Below are 13,650 nucleotides of genomic sequence, written 5' to 3'. Positions count from 1 at the left end.
GTACCCTACGGCGGTTTTTTTCGTCCTGTTGAGAGTCAATGATGTCCACCACGCTGTTTAAAGATTTCACCTTCGAAGCCGCCCACCACCTGCCGCACGTCCCGGAAGGACACAAATGCGGTCGCCTGCATGGCCACTCATTTATGGTGCGTCTGGAGATAACCGGTGAAGTCGATCCCCATACCGGGTGGATCATGGATTTTGCCGAGCTGAAGGCCGCCTTCAAGCCGACCTACGATCGCCTGGACCACTATTATCTGAACGATATCCCCGGTCTGGAAAACCCTACCAGCGAAGTGCTGGCCAAATGGATCTGGGATGAGATGAAACCGCGGGTACCGCTGCTGAGCGCGGTGATGGTGAAAGAGACCTGCACCGCTGGCTGCGTCTATCGCGGCGAGTAAGCGAAAAAAAGCCCGGTCAGTACGCTGCCGGGCTTTTTTATCAGGCGATATTCAGATATTTATGTGTCTGCATGGACAGGCGCCAGTTACGGGCGATGCAGGTGTCGATACACAGGCGCGTCGCGTCTTCTTTCTGGCTGATTGGCTGCAGGGCGATGATCCGCGGTTTGTCATCGCTCAGCGTTTCCAGCAGCTCGTCCAGCGCTTCGATGTCGCGGACGCGCCCTACCGGATGTTTGATCTCATCCGCCCGCTGCAGGGCCTGAGACAGCACGTCATACCCGCCGCGCATATTCACCTTCGGCGATACCGTCACCCAGGTATGAGGCGTACAGCGAACTTCGTGAGTGCCGCTGGTTTCAATCTGGCAGCTAAAGCCGTTTTGCTCCAGCAGCGAGGTTAACGGCGTTAAATCATGAATGCAGGGCTCACCGCCGGTAATGACCACGTGGCGGGCAGTCCACCCCTGACGACCGATAATCGCCAGCAGATCTTCACTGCTTGCCGGCCCCCACTTATCGCTCTCTTTGGTTTTCGCCAGGATGCTGAACAACGACACTTCCCGATCGGCCAGTTTGTCCCAGGTATGCTTGGTGTCACACCACGCGCATCCTACCGGGCATCCCTGCAGACGAATAAAAATGGCAGGCACGCCGGTGAAGTAACCCTCGCCTTGCAGGGTCTGGAACATCTCGTTAATCGGGTACTGCATAGTCATCTCTGTTTAGGGTGATAAACGCTTATTATCGCAGATTTCACTGTCCAGGTCTTGTCCTGCGCTGCGATCGTTTTTCCTTCACGGCGTCGCTTTCTCTCCCCGGAGGTTATTCATTGTTAATTAAAAGCATGCTTCTGTTTTCGTTTATTTCATTAGTGTGGTAAGGATTAAAATAAACGTCGCGCCATGCCACCGTAAAGAAAGATGTAACAGAAGATGTTTTTCGCGTTATAAACCAGAATATATTAAATGTCAGCATAAACACAAAAACACCTTTAAATACAGAAGTGTACAAACTGATACATGAAAGAGTGAATTATTTATCTGGTCTGAGAGTCGAATCCTATCCACCGCCGAAAATAAGCTTAAGCCCCTCTTAATAAAGTCCTGTTGCCCGCCATTTTTTATTTAATCGTCGTTTACTTTGTCCCTCCTAGAATCCCGCAGACCAACCATAATGAGATAGCGTTTATGACCACATTATTCATTACCGGCGTCACCGGTTTTCTGGGCGGCGCGGCGTTAGAGAAAATACTCCATCAGGATAGCCAGTTAGATCTGCTGCTGCTGGTGCGTGCCGACAGTCCCGACGCAGGCCTGGAGCGGGTCAAGGAGAACATGCGTAAGTTCAACATCGCCGAGGAGAAACTGGCGATGCTGCGCCCGCAGCAGATCCTGCTGGGCGATCTCGCCTCTCCGGAGCATTTTCTTAACGACCCGCGGCTTGAGCAAGTCACCCATGTCCTCAACTGCGCCGCTGTCGCCTCGTTTGGCAGCAACCCGCTCATCTGGAAGGTTAACGTTGCGGGTACGCTGCGTCTGGCGCAACGGATGGCGCAGGTGGCGGGTCTGCAGCGTTTTCTGCACGTCGGCACCGCTATGTCCTGCTCACCGGAGCCGGATTCGCTGGTCGCCGAGAGCGCGGAGTTTCGGCAGCGCGCCGAGCATCTGGTGGAATATACCCACTCGAAATCGGCCATCGAGCAACTGATGCAGCAGCACTGCCCTACGCTACCGCTGGTCATTGCCCGCCCTTCTATTGTGGTGGGCCATACCCATCATGGCTGCCGGCCTTCCAGCAGTATTTTCTGGGTGTTCAGCATGGGGCTGATGCTGCAGAAATTTATGTGCGCGATGGAGGATCGGATCGATGTTATTCCGGTGGACTACTGCGCCGATGCCCTGCTGATGCTGCTTAACCAGCCGCTGGCCCGCGGCGAGGTGGTGCATATCTCTGCCGGCGAGGAGAACAGCGTGAAGTTTGCCGAAATCGACCGGGCGATGGCCCTGGCGCTGGAGCAGGCGCCGGTGGGAGACAAGTACGCCCAGGTGAGCTATGAAACGCTGGTCAAAATGCGTCGCGAACTGAAAGGAATTTTTGGGCCGTGCAATGAGCGACTGATGCTGAAAGCGATGCGCTTATATGGCGCGTTCGCCACGCTGAACGTGCGCTTTAGCAACGACAAGCTGCTGAGCATGGGGATGCCAAAACCGCCGCGCTTTACCGATTACATCGACCGCTGCGTGGAAACCACTCGCGGGCTGTCGATCCCTCAGCAAATGGCTGTCGACTTTAAATAATGGCCGCAGGCATAAAAAAAATGCCAGCCCGAAGGCTGGCATGGTTATTTCACAAAGACAGGATTAAGCCTGGCCTTTGATCTCTTTACGACCGTTGAACGGCGCTTGCTCACCCAGCGCTTCTTCGATACGAATCAGCTGGTTGTATTTAGCAACGCGGTCAGAACGGCTCATAGAACCGGTTTTGATCTGGCCTGCAGCGGTACCCACAGCCAGGTCGGCAATGGTCGCGTCTTCAGTTTCGCCAGAACGGTGAGAGATGACAGCGGTGTAGCCAGCGTCTTTCGCCATCTTGATAGCCGCCAGAGTTTCGGTCAGAGAACCGATCTGGTTGAATTTGATCAGGATGGAGTTAGCGATGCCTTTTTCGATGCCTTCTTTCAGGATCTTGGTGTTGGTTACGAACAGGTCGTCACCAACCAGCTGGATTTTGTCGCCCAGTACTTTGGTCTGGTAAGCGAAACCTTCCCAGTCAGATTCGTCCAGGCCATCTTCGATGGAGACGATCGGGTACTGTTTGGTCAGCTCTTCCAGGAAGTGAGTGAACTCTTCAGAGGTGAACGCTTTGTTGCCTTCGCCGGCCAGAACGTATTTACCGTCTTTGTAGAATTCAGACGCTGCGCAGTCCATCGCCAGGGTGATGTCTTTGCCCAGCTCGTAGCCTGCAGCTTTAACCGCTTCAGCGATAACAGCCAGCGCTTCGGCGTTGGAACCCAGGTTCGGCGCGTAGCCGCCTTCGTCACCAACGGCAGTGTTCATGCCTTTGGACTTCAGCACTTTCGCCAGGTGATGGAACACTTCAGAACCCATGCGTACTGCTTCTTTCAGGGTCGGCGCGCCAACCGGCTGAATCATGAATTCCTGGATGTCGACGTTGTTGTCAGCGTGCTCACCGCCGTTGATGATGTTCATCATCGGAACCGGCATGGAGTATTTGCCCGGAGTGCCGTTCAGTTCAGCGATGTGCGCGTACAGCGGCAGGCCTTTGGAGGCAGCTGCTGCTTTGGCGTTCGCCAGAGAAACGGCCAGGATTGCGTTCGCACCGAAGTTAGATTTGTTTTCAGTACCGTCCAGGTCGATCATGATCTTGTCGATGCCAGCCTGATCTTTGGCATCTTTGCCCAGGATTGCCTGAGCGATCGGGCCGTTTACCGCAGCAACAGCTTTGGTTACGCCTTTACCCAGGAAACGGGATTTGTCGCCATCGCGCAGTTCCAGCGCTTCGCGGGAACCAGTAGAAGCACCTGACGGAGCAGCTGCCATACCGACGAAACCACCTTCCAGGTGTACTTCGGCTTCAACAGTCGGGTTACCACGGGAGTCGATGATTTCACGACCGATGACTTTAACGATTTTGGACATTAGGTTTTCCTCAGTACAAGTTAAACTAAAACTCCAGACAAACAATGCACCCGAATGGGTGCATTGCCGTTCTAACTCTTTTTACTTCGCCTGGCGTTTCTGGTACTCGCTGGCGGCTTTCACAAAGCCGGCAAACAGCGGGTGTCCATCACGCGGCGTCGAAGTAAACTCCGGGTGGAACTGGCAGGCCACAAACCACGGATGGTTCGGCACTTCGATGATCTCGACCAACTGATCATCCCCGGAACGGCCCGCAACGCGCAGACCGGCAGCTTCAATCGGTTTCAACAACATGTTGTTGACTTCGTAGCGGTGACGATGGCGCTCGGTGATGGTCGGCTCGCCGTACAGCTGGCGTACCAGAGAATCATCATCCAGCTGGCACTGCTGCGCGCCCAGGCGCATGGTGCCGCCCAGATCGCTCTTCTCGGAGCGGACTTCGACGTTGCCATCTTCGTCACGCCATTCGGTAATCAGGGCCACAACCGGGTATTTACAGTCTGGCACAAATTCCGTCGAGTTGGCGTTTTCCATACCCGCTACGTTGCGCGCGAACTCAATCAGCGCAACCTGCATACCCAGGCAAATGCCCAGATAAGGAATATTGTTCTCACGCGCATAGCGCGCGGTGGCGATCTTACCTTCCACACCGCGGTAGCCGAAGCCGCCCGGGATAAGGATAGCATCTAAATCCTTGAGGATTTCGACGCCGCGCGTTTCCACATCCTGCGAATCGATCAGCTTGATGTTGACGGTAACGCGGTTTTTCAGACCACCGTGTTTCAGCGCTTCAATCACCGACTTGTAGGCGTCCGGCAGCTCAATGTACTTACCGACCATACCGATGGTGACTTCGCCTGCCGGATTGGCTTCTTCATAGATTACCTGTTCCCATTCGGCCAGGTTTGCTTCCGGACAAGTTAAGCTGAATCGTTTACAAATATAATCGTCCAGCCCCTGAGATTTCAACAGGCCTGGAATTTTATAAATGGAATCGACGTCTTTCAGAGAAATAACAGCCTTTTCCGGAACGTTACAGAACAAAGCAATTTTCGCCCGTTCGTTGGCCGGAACAGCGCGATCGGAGCGGCAGATCAGGATGTCAGGCTGAATACCGATAGAGAGCAGCTCTTTCACGGAGTGCTGAGTCGGTTTGGTTTTGACTTCGCCCGCGGCGGCCATGTACGGCACCAGAGTCAGGTGCATAAACAGGGTATGCTCGCGGCCAATCTCTACCGCCATCTGACGAATGGCTTCGAGGAACGGCAGGGATTCGATATCGCCTACGGTACCGCCGATCTCCACCAGCACCACGTCATGGCCTTCGCCGCCCGCCAGCACACGCTCTTTGATAGCGTTGGTGATGTGCGGGATAACCTGAACGGTCGCGCCCAGGTAGTCGCCACGGCGCTCTTTGCGCAGCACGTCAGAGTAGATACGGCCGGTGGTGAAGTTGTTGCGGCGAGTCATCTTGGTACGGATGAAACGCTCGTAGTGGCCCAGGTCCAGATCGGTTTCTGCGCCGTCTTCAGTAACGAACACTTCCCCATGCTGGATTGGGCTCATGGTGCCCGGATCGACGTTGATATACGGATCCAGTTTCATGATGGTCACGTTGAGACCACGGGCTTCAAGAATGGCTGCCAGGGAGGCTGCGGCAATGCCTTTACCCAGAGAGGATACGACCCCGCCGGTCACAAAAATATAGTTCGTTGTCATGCTGAACCTGAGAAGTTAGGGTAAAACGATGGAATAACCAGGACGGGAAAGTAGTATACCCGAACATGCGTGACGCCACAAACTTTCATTCTTCCCCTCCCCTTCGTTCTTCAAGTTGCACCTGTGTTGCGACCCGAACAACTCGAAGAGGCAGGCTACATGGTGTTTCAACGACATAACGGAAAGAGAAAATAGACGCTTTTGGCGAAATGTTTTTGACGTAAATCAAGCGCTTGTTATTTATAAAATCACACAAATCGCGCTTGATCACGAAAACTCGTTAGAGATCAGTTTCCTGGCGTTTTACCTGTTGCCATACTTCTTCCATGGTATCGAGGTCGACGCCGGTCATTTCCAGGCCGCGGGCCGCGACAATGCGCTCGACTTCGCGGAAGCGGCGCTCGAATTTGAGGTTCGCCTTCTGCAGCGCCACCTCGGCTTTGACCCCTAAATGGCGGGATAAATTCACCGTGGCGAACAGCAGATCGCCCACTTCCTCTTCCAGTTTCGCTTCATCCACCACCGCCTGCTGCGCTTCATGCATCACTTCATCAATTTCTTCATGCACCTTGTCGAGCACCGGGCCCAGCGAGGTCCAGTCAAAACCGACCGCCGAGCAGCGACGCTGGATTTTATGCGCCCGCATCAGCGCCGGCAGGCTATGCGGAATGTCGTCCAGCGCTGAGTGCTGGGCTTTTTCCGCCCGCTCCGCGCTTTTGATCTGCTCCCAGCGGGCCAGGACTTCGCTGCTGTTTCCCGCGGTGGCATCAGCGAAGATGTGGGGATGGCGGCGCTCCAGCTTGTCGCTGATGGCGGCGCAGATATCGTCAAAGTTAAAACGTCCCTCTTCCTGCGCCATCTGCGCATAGAACACCACCTGGAACAGCAGATCGCCCAGCTCACCGCGCAGGTCGTCAAAATCCTCTCGCGAAATGGCGTCCAGCACTTCATAGGTTTCTTCGAGGGTATAGGGGGCGATGGTGGCAAAGGTCTGCTCTTTATCCCACGGGCAGCCGTTTTCCGGGTCGCGCAGGCGGCGCATGATGCCGAGCAAGCGGTCGATTTGGGTCATGTGACAATCCTGGAAATTTAAAAAATAGGCGGCCGGATAAGGCGTTTCGACCTTATCCGACGTGGCGAAATTGCCGGATGGCGGCTTCGCCTTATCCGGCCTGGAGACGAATTAACCGCCGTGCAGACGGCGCGCGTCAATGACATCAGGCACCTGGTTCAGCTTACCGAGCACCCGGCCCAGCACCTGCAGGTTGTAAATCTCGATGGTCATATCGATGGTGGCCAGCTGCTGACGGGTATCGCTGCGGCTGGCAACGCCCAGCACGTTCACCTTCTCATTGGCGAGGATGGTGGTGATATCGCGCAGTAACCCGCTGCGATCGTTCGCCTCCACCCTGACCACCAGCGAATATCCGGCCGAGTAGCTTTCGCCCCATACCGCATCGACGATGCGCTCCGGGGCATGCGACTGCAGTTCAGCGAGCTGATCGCAGTCGGCGCGATGCACGGAAATCCCGCGCCCCTGGGTGATAAAGCCGACGATCTCATCGCCCGGGATCGGCTGGCAGCAGCGGGCAATATGGTGCATCAGATTGCCAACCCCTTCCACCACCACCCGGCCATTGTCCTTGGTGCGGTTCTGCGGAGCATAGGTTTTCTGCTGCAACTGCTTCAGCGCTGCCGCATCCTGCTCGGCGGCGCTCGGTTTATTGAACTGCGCCTGCAGGAAGTTGACCATCTGGTTGAGACGGATATCGCCGCCGCCGATGGCCGCCAGCAGTTCATCGAGCTCGTTGAAGTTGTAGCGCGGCAGCAGGTGCTTTTCCGCATCCTTCAGGCTGATGCCCAGATGCTCCAGCTCGTCGTCAAGGATCTGTCGGCCGGCAAGAATGTTCTTGTCGCGGTCCTGCTTACGGAACCAGGCGTGAATTTTGGAGCGTCCGCGGCTGGTGGTGACATAGCCGAGGTTAGGGTTGAGCCAGTCGCGGCTCGGGTTCGGCTGCTTCTGGGTAATGATTTCGATCTGATCGCCCATCTGAAGCTGATAGGTAAACGGCACGATGCGGCCGCCAATTTTGGCGCCGATGCAGCGATGACCGACGTCGCTGTGGATATGGTAGGCAAAATCGAGCGGCGTCGACCCCGCCGGCAGGTCCACCACGTCGCCTTTCGGCGTAAAGACATACACCCGGTCGTCAAAGACCTGGCTGCGCACTTCGTCGAGCATTTCGCCGGAGTCGGCCATCTCTTCCTGCCAGGCAATCAGCTTGCGCAGCCAGGCGATACGGTCCTCATAGCCGCGGCCGCCGCTGGTCCCCGCTCCCGCGCCCTCTTTGTACTTCCAGTGCGCGGCCACGCCCAGCTCGGCGTCTTCATGCATCTGCCGGGTGCGGATTTGAATCTCCACGGTCTTGCCGCTCGGCCCCAGCACCACGGTATGGATAGACTGGTAGCCGTTGGGTTTCGGGTTGGCCACATAGTCATCGAACTCATCCGGCAGGTGACGGTAGTGGGTATGAACGATCCCCAGCGCGGCATAACAATCCTGCAACCGCTCGGCCACGATGCGCACCGCGCGTACGTCAAACAGCTCGTCAAAGGCGAGGTGTTTTTTCTGCATTTTGCGCCAGATGCTGTAGATATGCTTCGGCCGACCATAGACCTCGGCCTTGACCCCTTCGGCTTTCATTTCTGCCCGCAGGTGGCCGACGAACTCGTCGATATAATGCTCGCGGTCGATACGGCGTTCGTGGAGCAGTTTGGCAATGCGCTTGTACTCTGCCGGGTGCAGGTAGCGGAAGCAGTAATCTTCCAGCTCCCACTTCAGCTGGCCGATACCTAAGCGGTTAGCCAGGGGAGCATAGATATTGGTGCACTCTTTCGCCGCCAGCACCCGCTCATCTTCCGGCGCGTCCTTGACCTCGCGCAGATGCGCGATACGTTCGGCAAGCTTGATAACCACGCAGCGGAAATCGTCAACCATCGCCAGCAGCATGCGGCGAATGTTATCCACCTGCTCGGAAGATACCGAGTCGGTATGAGTGGCTTTCAGCTGACGGATGGCGGCCATGTCCCGTACCCCATGAATCAGGGTCACGACCGATTTACCCACGCTTTCCTGCATGACCTCTTCGCTGACGACTTCGCCGTCGGCCAGCGGGAACAACAGCGCCGCGCGCAGGGTATCGATATCCATACTCAGGGTGGAGAGGATCTCCACCATTTCGACGCCCCGCCACAGCAGCAGGTCCGCCAGCGGGTGTCCTTGCGTTTTTTCGCGACAATAATCCCAGGTTTCGGCTAAGCGCTCACACGACTGCTGGCTGGAAATCCCCAGACTCGCGATCCATTTCTTCGGGTCAAATTCACCAGCTTTATTAAGATGTGCACTTCTTACCGCAACCATTGTCCTCTCCTTAAGGGACCGGCCTGCCGAAGTCGGCAAGCCTCAACTTTCTACATGTCATCCTGCAGGTCGCGTCAGCATTGATGGCCGGGGCGGCTCTTCTGCGACGTTGTGAATGACCTTATGTAAGCCTGCGCTCAAACAACACCATTGATTCCAGATGACCGGTATGCGGGAACATATCCAGCATTGCCAGGCGTTGAATCTGATATCCAGCCTGCAACAGGGTTTCGCTGTCTCGCGCCAGCGTCGCCGGGTTGCAGGAAACATACACCACCCGCCGCGGCGCCAGTTTTATAATATGCGGCATCACGCCCGGCGCGCCGGCGCGGGCCGGGTCCAGCAGCACTTTATCAAAGCCATGCTTCGCCCAGGCCTGGCGGGTGACATCCTCTTCCAGATTTTCATGGAAGAAGGTGACATTTGATAAACCATTGAGGGCGGCGTTTTCCCGCCCCTTCGCCACCAGCGCCGGCACCCCTTCCACCCCAACCACGTGGGCGGCGCGAGTCGCCAGCGGCAGGGTAAAATTGCCCATCCCGCAGAACAGATCCAGCACCCGGTCCTCAGGCTGCAGATCCAGCCACGCCAGCGCGGTACGCACCATCTGCTGATTCACGCCGTCGTTGACCTGGATAAAATCCCGCGGACTGAACACTAAGCGTAGTCCGTCTGAGGTATACCATGGCGCTTCGCCGTGAATATGTTCCAGTATCTCGCTTTGCGGCGCGAGGTACAGGGAAAGACCGTGAGTTTGCGAAAAACGTTCCAGTTTTTCCCTGTCAGCCGCCGGCAGCGCAGCGGTATGGCGCAGCACCATCAGTGGGCCGTTGTCCGCCAGCACCAGCTCGACGTGACCAAGATGGCGTAATGCGCTCAGCGCGCTTAAGCACTCGCGCACGGCGGGCAGCAGCGCCTCAAGTTGGGGCACCAAAACAGGGCACCGCACCACATCGACGATCGCTTTATCACTGGCCTGACGAAAACCCATCTGCAATTGTTGGGTCTTTGGCTGATAATTCAAGCTTAAGCGCGCGCGCCGGCGATAGCCCCACGGCTCGCCGGCGATGATCTCATCCACCTCGCGCTTCATCAGGCGCGCCAGCGCGGCGCGTTTACTTTGCTGCTGAAGCGTGATGCTGGCATGCTGCTGTTGGCAGCCGCCGCAAACGCCAAAATGAGGGCAGCGCGGCGCCTGGCGCTGCGGGCTGTCGGTCAGACGGCGTTTCACCTGGGCGCGGGCGTACTGCTTTTTGTCTTCCACCAGCACCACCTCTGCCTGCTCCTGCGGCAGCACGCCGCCGACGAACAGCGCTTTCCCCTGGTGGCGGGCCACGCCCTGGCCAAAGGGATCGAGGTCGTTGACTGTAACGGTTATGATCTGGCGCGTCGTCACACGCCGTTTTGCAGAGTAGAATTGCGCCATCGTAGAGAGTTGTCTCAATCAAATAAAACGAGCTCGTTCAGAGCGGCAGCGCCGCGAGGCGCACCGACGCGCACCGAACGATGATGTCTATATTCTCCCATAATGGAACCGCATGACCAACTACAGCCTGCGTGCTCGCATGATGATTCTGATTCTGGCGCCAACCGTCCTGATAGGGCTGTTGCTCAGTGTTTTCTTTGTCGCTCACCGTTATAACGACCTGCAACGTCAGCTGGAGGACGCCGGCACCAGCATTATTGAGCCGCTGGCGGTCTCCAGCGAATATGGCATGAATCTGCAAAACCGCGAATCTATCGGCCAGTTGATCAGCGTTCTGCATCGTCGCCACTCGGAGATCGTGCGGGCCATCTCGGTGTACGATTCGCATAACCGCTTGTTTGTCACCTCCAATTACCAGCTCAACCCCAGCGACCTGCAGATCCCGAAAGGCGAAGCGTTTCCCCGTCGTCTGAGCGTCATCCGCGACGGCGACATGATGATCCTGCGCACGCCGATCGTCTCGGAAAGTTATTCCCCGGATGAATCCCCCGAATCCGATGCCAAAATGCCGGGCAATATGCTGGGCTACGTCGCGCTGGAGCTGGATCTCAAATCGGTGCGCCTCCAGCAGTACAAAGAGATTTTTATCTCCAGCGTGATGATGCTGTTCTGCATCGGTATCGCGCTGATCTTCGGCTGGCGCCTGATGCGCGACGTCACCGGCCCTATCCGCAATATGGTCAACACCGTCGACCGCATCCGCCGCGGACAGCTGGACAGCCGCGTCGAGGGCTTTATGCTCGGCGAACTGGATATGCTGAAAAACGGCATCAACTCGATGGCCATGTCGCTGGCGGCGTACCATGAGGAGATGCAGCACAACGTCGACCAGGCGACCTCCGATCTGCGGGAAACCCTTGAGCAGATGGAGATTCAGAACGTCGAGCTGGACCTGGCGAAAAAGCGCGCCCAGGAGGCGGCGCGCATTAAGTCTGAATTCCTGGCCAATATGTCCCACGAACTGCGCACCCCGCTCAATGGGGTGATCGGCTTTACCCGTCTGACGTTGAAAACCGATCTCAACGCCACGCAGCGCGACCACCTGACCACCATCGAACGCTCGGCCAATAATCTGTTGGCGATCATCAACGACGTGCTCGACTTTTCCAAGCTGGAAGCCGGGAAGCTGATCCTGGAGAGCATTCCGTTCCTGCTGCGCACCTCGCTTGATGAGGTGGTCACCCTGCTGGCGCATTCCGCGCACGATAAAGGGCTGGAGCTGACGCTGAACATTAAGAACAACGTGCCGGATAACGTCATCGGCGACCCGCTGCGTCTGCAGCAGATTGTGACCAACCTCGTAGGCAACGCCATCAAATTTACCGAGCACGGTAATATCGATGTGCTGGTGGAGCAGCGGGCCATCAGTAATTCGCGGGTGCAGATCGAAATTCAGATCCACGATACCGGCATCGGCATCCCCGAGCGCGACCAGTCCCGGCTGTTCCAGGCCTTCCGTCAGGCCGATGCCAGTATTTCACGCCGCCACGGCGGCACCGGGCTCGGGCTGGTGATCACCCAGCGTCTGGTTAAGGAGATGGGCGGCGATATCTCGTTCCACAGTCAGCCAAACCGCGGCTCCACCTTCTGGTTCCATATCAGCCTCGATCTCAACCCGAACGCCATCCCGGATACGCTGAATACCGACGGGCTGGCGGGCAAGCGTCTGGCCTATGTGGAAGCCAACGCGACGGCGGCGCAGTGCACGCTGGAGATGCTGGCCGCCACGCCGCTGGAGGTGATTTACAGCCCCACCTTCTCTTCGCTGGCGGAAGCCCAGTACGACATTCTGCTGGTCGGTATTCCGGTCTCAATGCGCGATTTGTCGCCGCACCGGGAAAAATTAGCCAAAGCCTGCGCGATGTCAGACAACGTACTGCTGGCTCTGCCATGTCATGCCCAGGTCAGCGCCGAAGCCCTGAAGCGCGATGGCATCGCCGCCTGCCTGTTGAAACCGCTCACCACCACCCGTCTGCTGCCAGCGCTGGTGGCCACCCATCATGCGACGGCCTCCGCGCCGTTGACCCAGGCCGACAGCCATAAGCTGCCGATGACCGTGATGGCCGTCGACGACAACCCGGCAAACCTGAAGCTCATTGGCGCCCTGCTGGATGACCTTGTGCAGCAGGTGATCCTCTGCGACAGCGGCCAGCAGGCGGTGGACAAGGCCAAGCAACTGCAGATGGATCTGATCCTGATGGATATTCAGATGCCGGATATGGACGGCATCCGCGCCTGTGAGCTTATCCATCATTTGCCGCATCACCAGCAAACGCCGGTTATCGCCGTCACCGCGCACGCCCTGGAGGGCCAGCGCGAGAAGCTACTGAGCGCCGGCATGAACGACTATCTGGCGAAGCCGATCGAAGAAGAGAAACTGCACGCCCTGCTGCTGCGCTATCAGCCTGGAGTACACAGCATCGCCCCGGCGGCGATACCGCCCGCAGAGCCGGTCATCGACCATAACCAGACGCTCGACTGGCAGCTGGCGCTGCGTCAGGCGGCGATGAAGCCGGACCTGGCGAGGGAGATGCTGCAGATGCTGATCGCTTTTATGCCGGAGGTGCGTAACAAAGTGGAAGAGCAACTGGTCGGCGAGCAGCCGGAAGGGCTGGTGGATCTGATCCACAAACTGCACGGCAGCTGCAGCTACAGCGGCGTGCCGCGGCTGAAAAAGCTCTGCCACACTCTGGAGAGCCAGCTGCGCGCAGGCACCGCCGCCGAGGATCTGGAGCCGGAGCTGCTTGAGCTGTTGGATGAGATGGATAACGTGGCGCGCGAAGCCTGCCGGATGGGGGGCTAAAACCAGAGGGCTTCCCGGCCTGCACCCGGCTCGCCAGGCATCGCGCCGCCGGGCAAGAAGAGCGGACACGGAACCGCTTTTATGCCGGGCGGCGGCGACGCCTTGCCCGGCCTACGGTCCGTGCAGCCTGCCGTTAATTTACCCGCTTGCGCTGCG

Annotated in this window: 9 protein-coding genes; 3 read left to right on the top strand and 6 right to left on the bottom strand. The window is 57.4% G+C overall.

The genetic code is table 11. The features are described 5' to 3' along the window. Positions 1 to 38: 38 nt before the first annotated feature. Positions 39 to 404 carry a 6-carboxytetrahydropterin synthase QueD gene (gene queD, locus ABLV54_RS04840; protein WP_004174641.1) on the top strand — a complete coding sequence of 122 codons (366 nt, stop codon included), beginning with the start codon at positions 39 to 41 and terminating at the stop codon, positions 402 to 404. 40 nt (positions 405 to 444) lie between these two features. Here queD and queE read toward each other — a convergent pair whose 3' ends face one another. After that, positions 445 to 1,116, bottom strand: coding sequence for a 7-carboxy-7-deazaguanine synthase QueE (queE, locus tag ABLV54_RS04835; RefSeq protein ID WP_023290825.1), 672 nt, complete (start codon positions 1,114 to 1,116; stop codon positions 445 to 447). Between the two features lie 477 nt (positions 1,117 to 1,593). Here queE and ABLV54_RS04830 point away from each other — a divergent pair, with 477 nt between their 5' ends. Continuing rightward, complete coding sequence (locus tag ABLV54_RS04830) at positions 1,594 to 2,703, top strand: SDR family oxidoreductase (RefSeq protein ID WP_023290826.1); 1,110 nt, start codon at positions 1,594 to 1,596, stop codon at positions 2,701 to 2,703. Positions 2,704 to 2,766: 63 nt separating this feature from the next. Here ABLV54_RS04830 and eno read toward each other — a convergent pair whose 3' ends face one another. The 5 genes from eno to rlmD all read right to left on the bottom strand — a co-directional run bounded on the left by eno (position 2,767) and on the right by rlmD (position 10,631). Beyond that, on the bottom strand, positions 2,767 to 4,065 hold the full coding sequence (gene eno, locus ABLV54_RS04825) for a phosphopyruvate hydratase (RefSeq protein WP_002915213.1): 1,299 nt from the start codon (positions 4,063 to 4,065) through the stop codon (positions 2,767 to 2,769). Positions 4,066 to 4,146: 81 nt separating this feature from the next. Next, positions 4,147 to 5,784: a glutamine hydrolyzing CTP synthase gene (pyrG, locus tag ABLV54_RS04820; protein WP_023290827.1), complete on the bottom strand. Its 1,638-nt coding sequence runs from the start codon at positions 5,782 to 5,784 to the stop codon at positions 4,147 to 4,149. 280 nt (positions 5,785 to 6,064) lie between these two features. Further along, a complete protein-coding gene (gene mazG / locus ABLV54_RS04815) occupies positions 6,065 to 6,856 on the bottom strand; it encodes a nucleoside triphosphate pyrophosphohydrolase (protein WP_032453910.1) in 792 nt (263 codons plus the stop codon). A gap of 111 nt (positions 6,857 to 6,967) precedes the next feature. Continuing rightward, entirely contained in the window at positions 6,968 to 9,205 is a 2,238-nt protein-coding gene (relA, locus tag ABLV54_RS04810; protein WP_023290829.1) for a GTP diphosphokinase, read from the bottom strand. Positions 9,206 to 9,326: 121 nt separating this feature from the next. Next, positions 9,327 to 10,631 (bottom strand): 23S rRNA (uracil(1939)-C(5))-methyltransferase RlmD, encoded by a 1,305-nt coding sequence (gene rlmD, locus ABLV54_RS04805; RefSeq protein ID WP_065812350.1) that lies wholly within the window; start codon positions 10,629 to 10,631, stop codon positions 9,327 to 9,329. 112 nt (positions 10,632 to 10,743) lie between these two features. Here rlmD and barA point away from each other — a divergent pair, with 112 nt between their 5' ends. Continuing rightward, positions 10,744 to 13,494: a two-component sensor histidine kinase BarA gene (gene barA / locus ABLV54_RS04800; protein WP_065882018.1), complete on the top strand. Its 2,751-nt coding sequence runs from the start codon at positions 10,744 to 10,746 to the stop codon at positions 13,492 to 13,494. Positions 13,495 to 13,650: the final 156 nt, after the last annotated feature.

Source organism: Klebsiella sp. JB_Kp042, from assembly GCF_040065275.1.
Classification (GTDB): Bacteria; Pseudomonadota; Gammaproteobacteria; order Enterobacterales; family Enterobacteriaceae; genus Klebsiella; species Klebsiella quasipneumoniae.
Note: the sequence above shows the minus strand (reverse complement) of the source record. Positions and strands in the feature narration are given on the sequence as shown.

Excerpts from the sequence above, each read along its gene's own strand:
- eno (WP_002915213.1), bottom strand. The coding sequence starts at position 4,065 with ATGTCCAAAATCGTTAAAGTCATCGGTCGTGAAATCATCGACTCCCGT.
- barA (WP_065882018.1), top strand. The coding sequence starts at position 10,744 with ATGACCAACTACAGCCTGCGTGCTCGCATGATGATTCTGATTCTGGCG.
- relA (WP_023290829.1), bottom strand. The coding sequence starts at position 9,205 with ATGGTTGCGGTAAGAAGTGCACATCTTAATAAAGCTGGTGAATTTGAC.
- queD (WP_004174641.1), top strand. The coding sequence starts at position 39 with ATGATGTCCACCACGCTGTTTAAAGATTTCACCTTCGAAGCCGCCCAC.
- queE (WP_023290825.1), bottom strand. The coding sequence starts at position 1,116 with ATGCAGTACCCGATTAACGAGATGTTCCAGACCCTGCAAGGCGAGGGT.
- pyrG (WP_023290827.1), bottom strand. The coding sequence starts at position 5,784 with ATGACAACGAACTATATTTTTGTGACCGGCGGGGTCGTATCCTCTCTG.
- rlmD (WP_065812350.1), bottom strand. The coding sequence starts at position 10,631 with ATGGCGCAATTCTACTCTGCAAAACGGCGTGTGACGACGCGCCAGATC.
- mazG (WP_032453910.1), bottom strand. The coding sequence starts at position 6,856 with ATGACCCAAATCGACCGCTTGCTCGGCATCATGCGCCGCCTGCGCGAC.
- ABLV54_RS04830 (WP_023290826.1), top strand. The coding sequence starts at position 1,594 with ATGACCACATTATTCATTACCGGCGTCACCGGTTTTCTGGGCGGCGCG.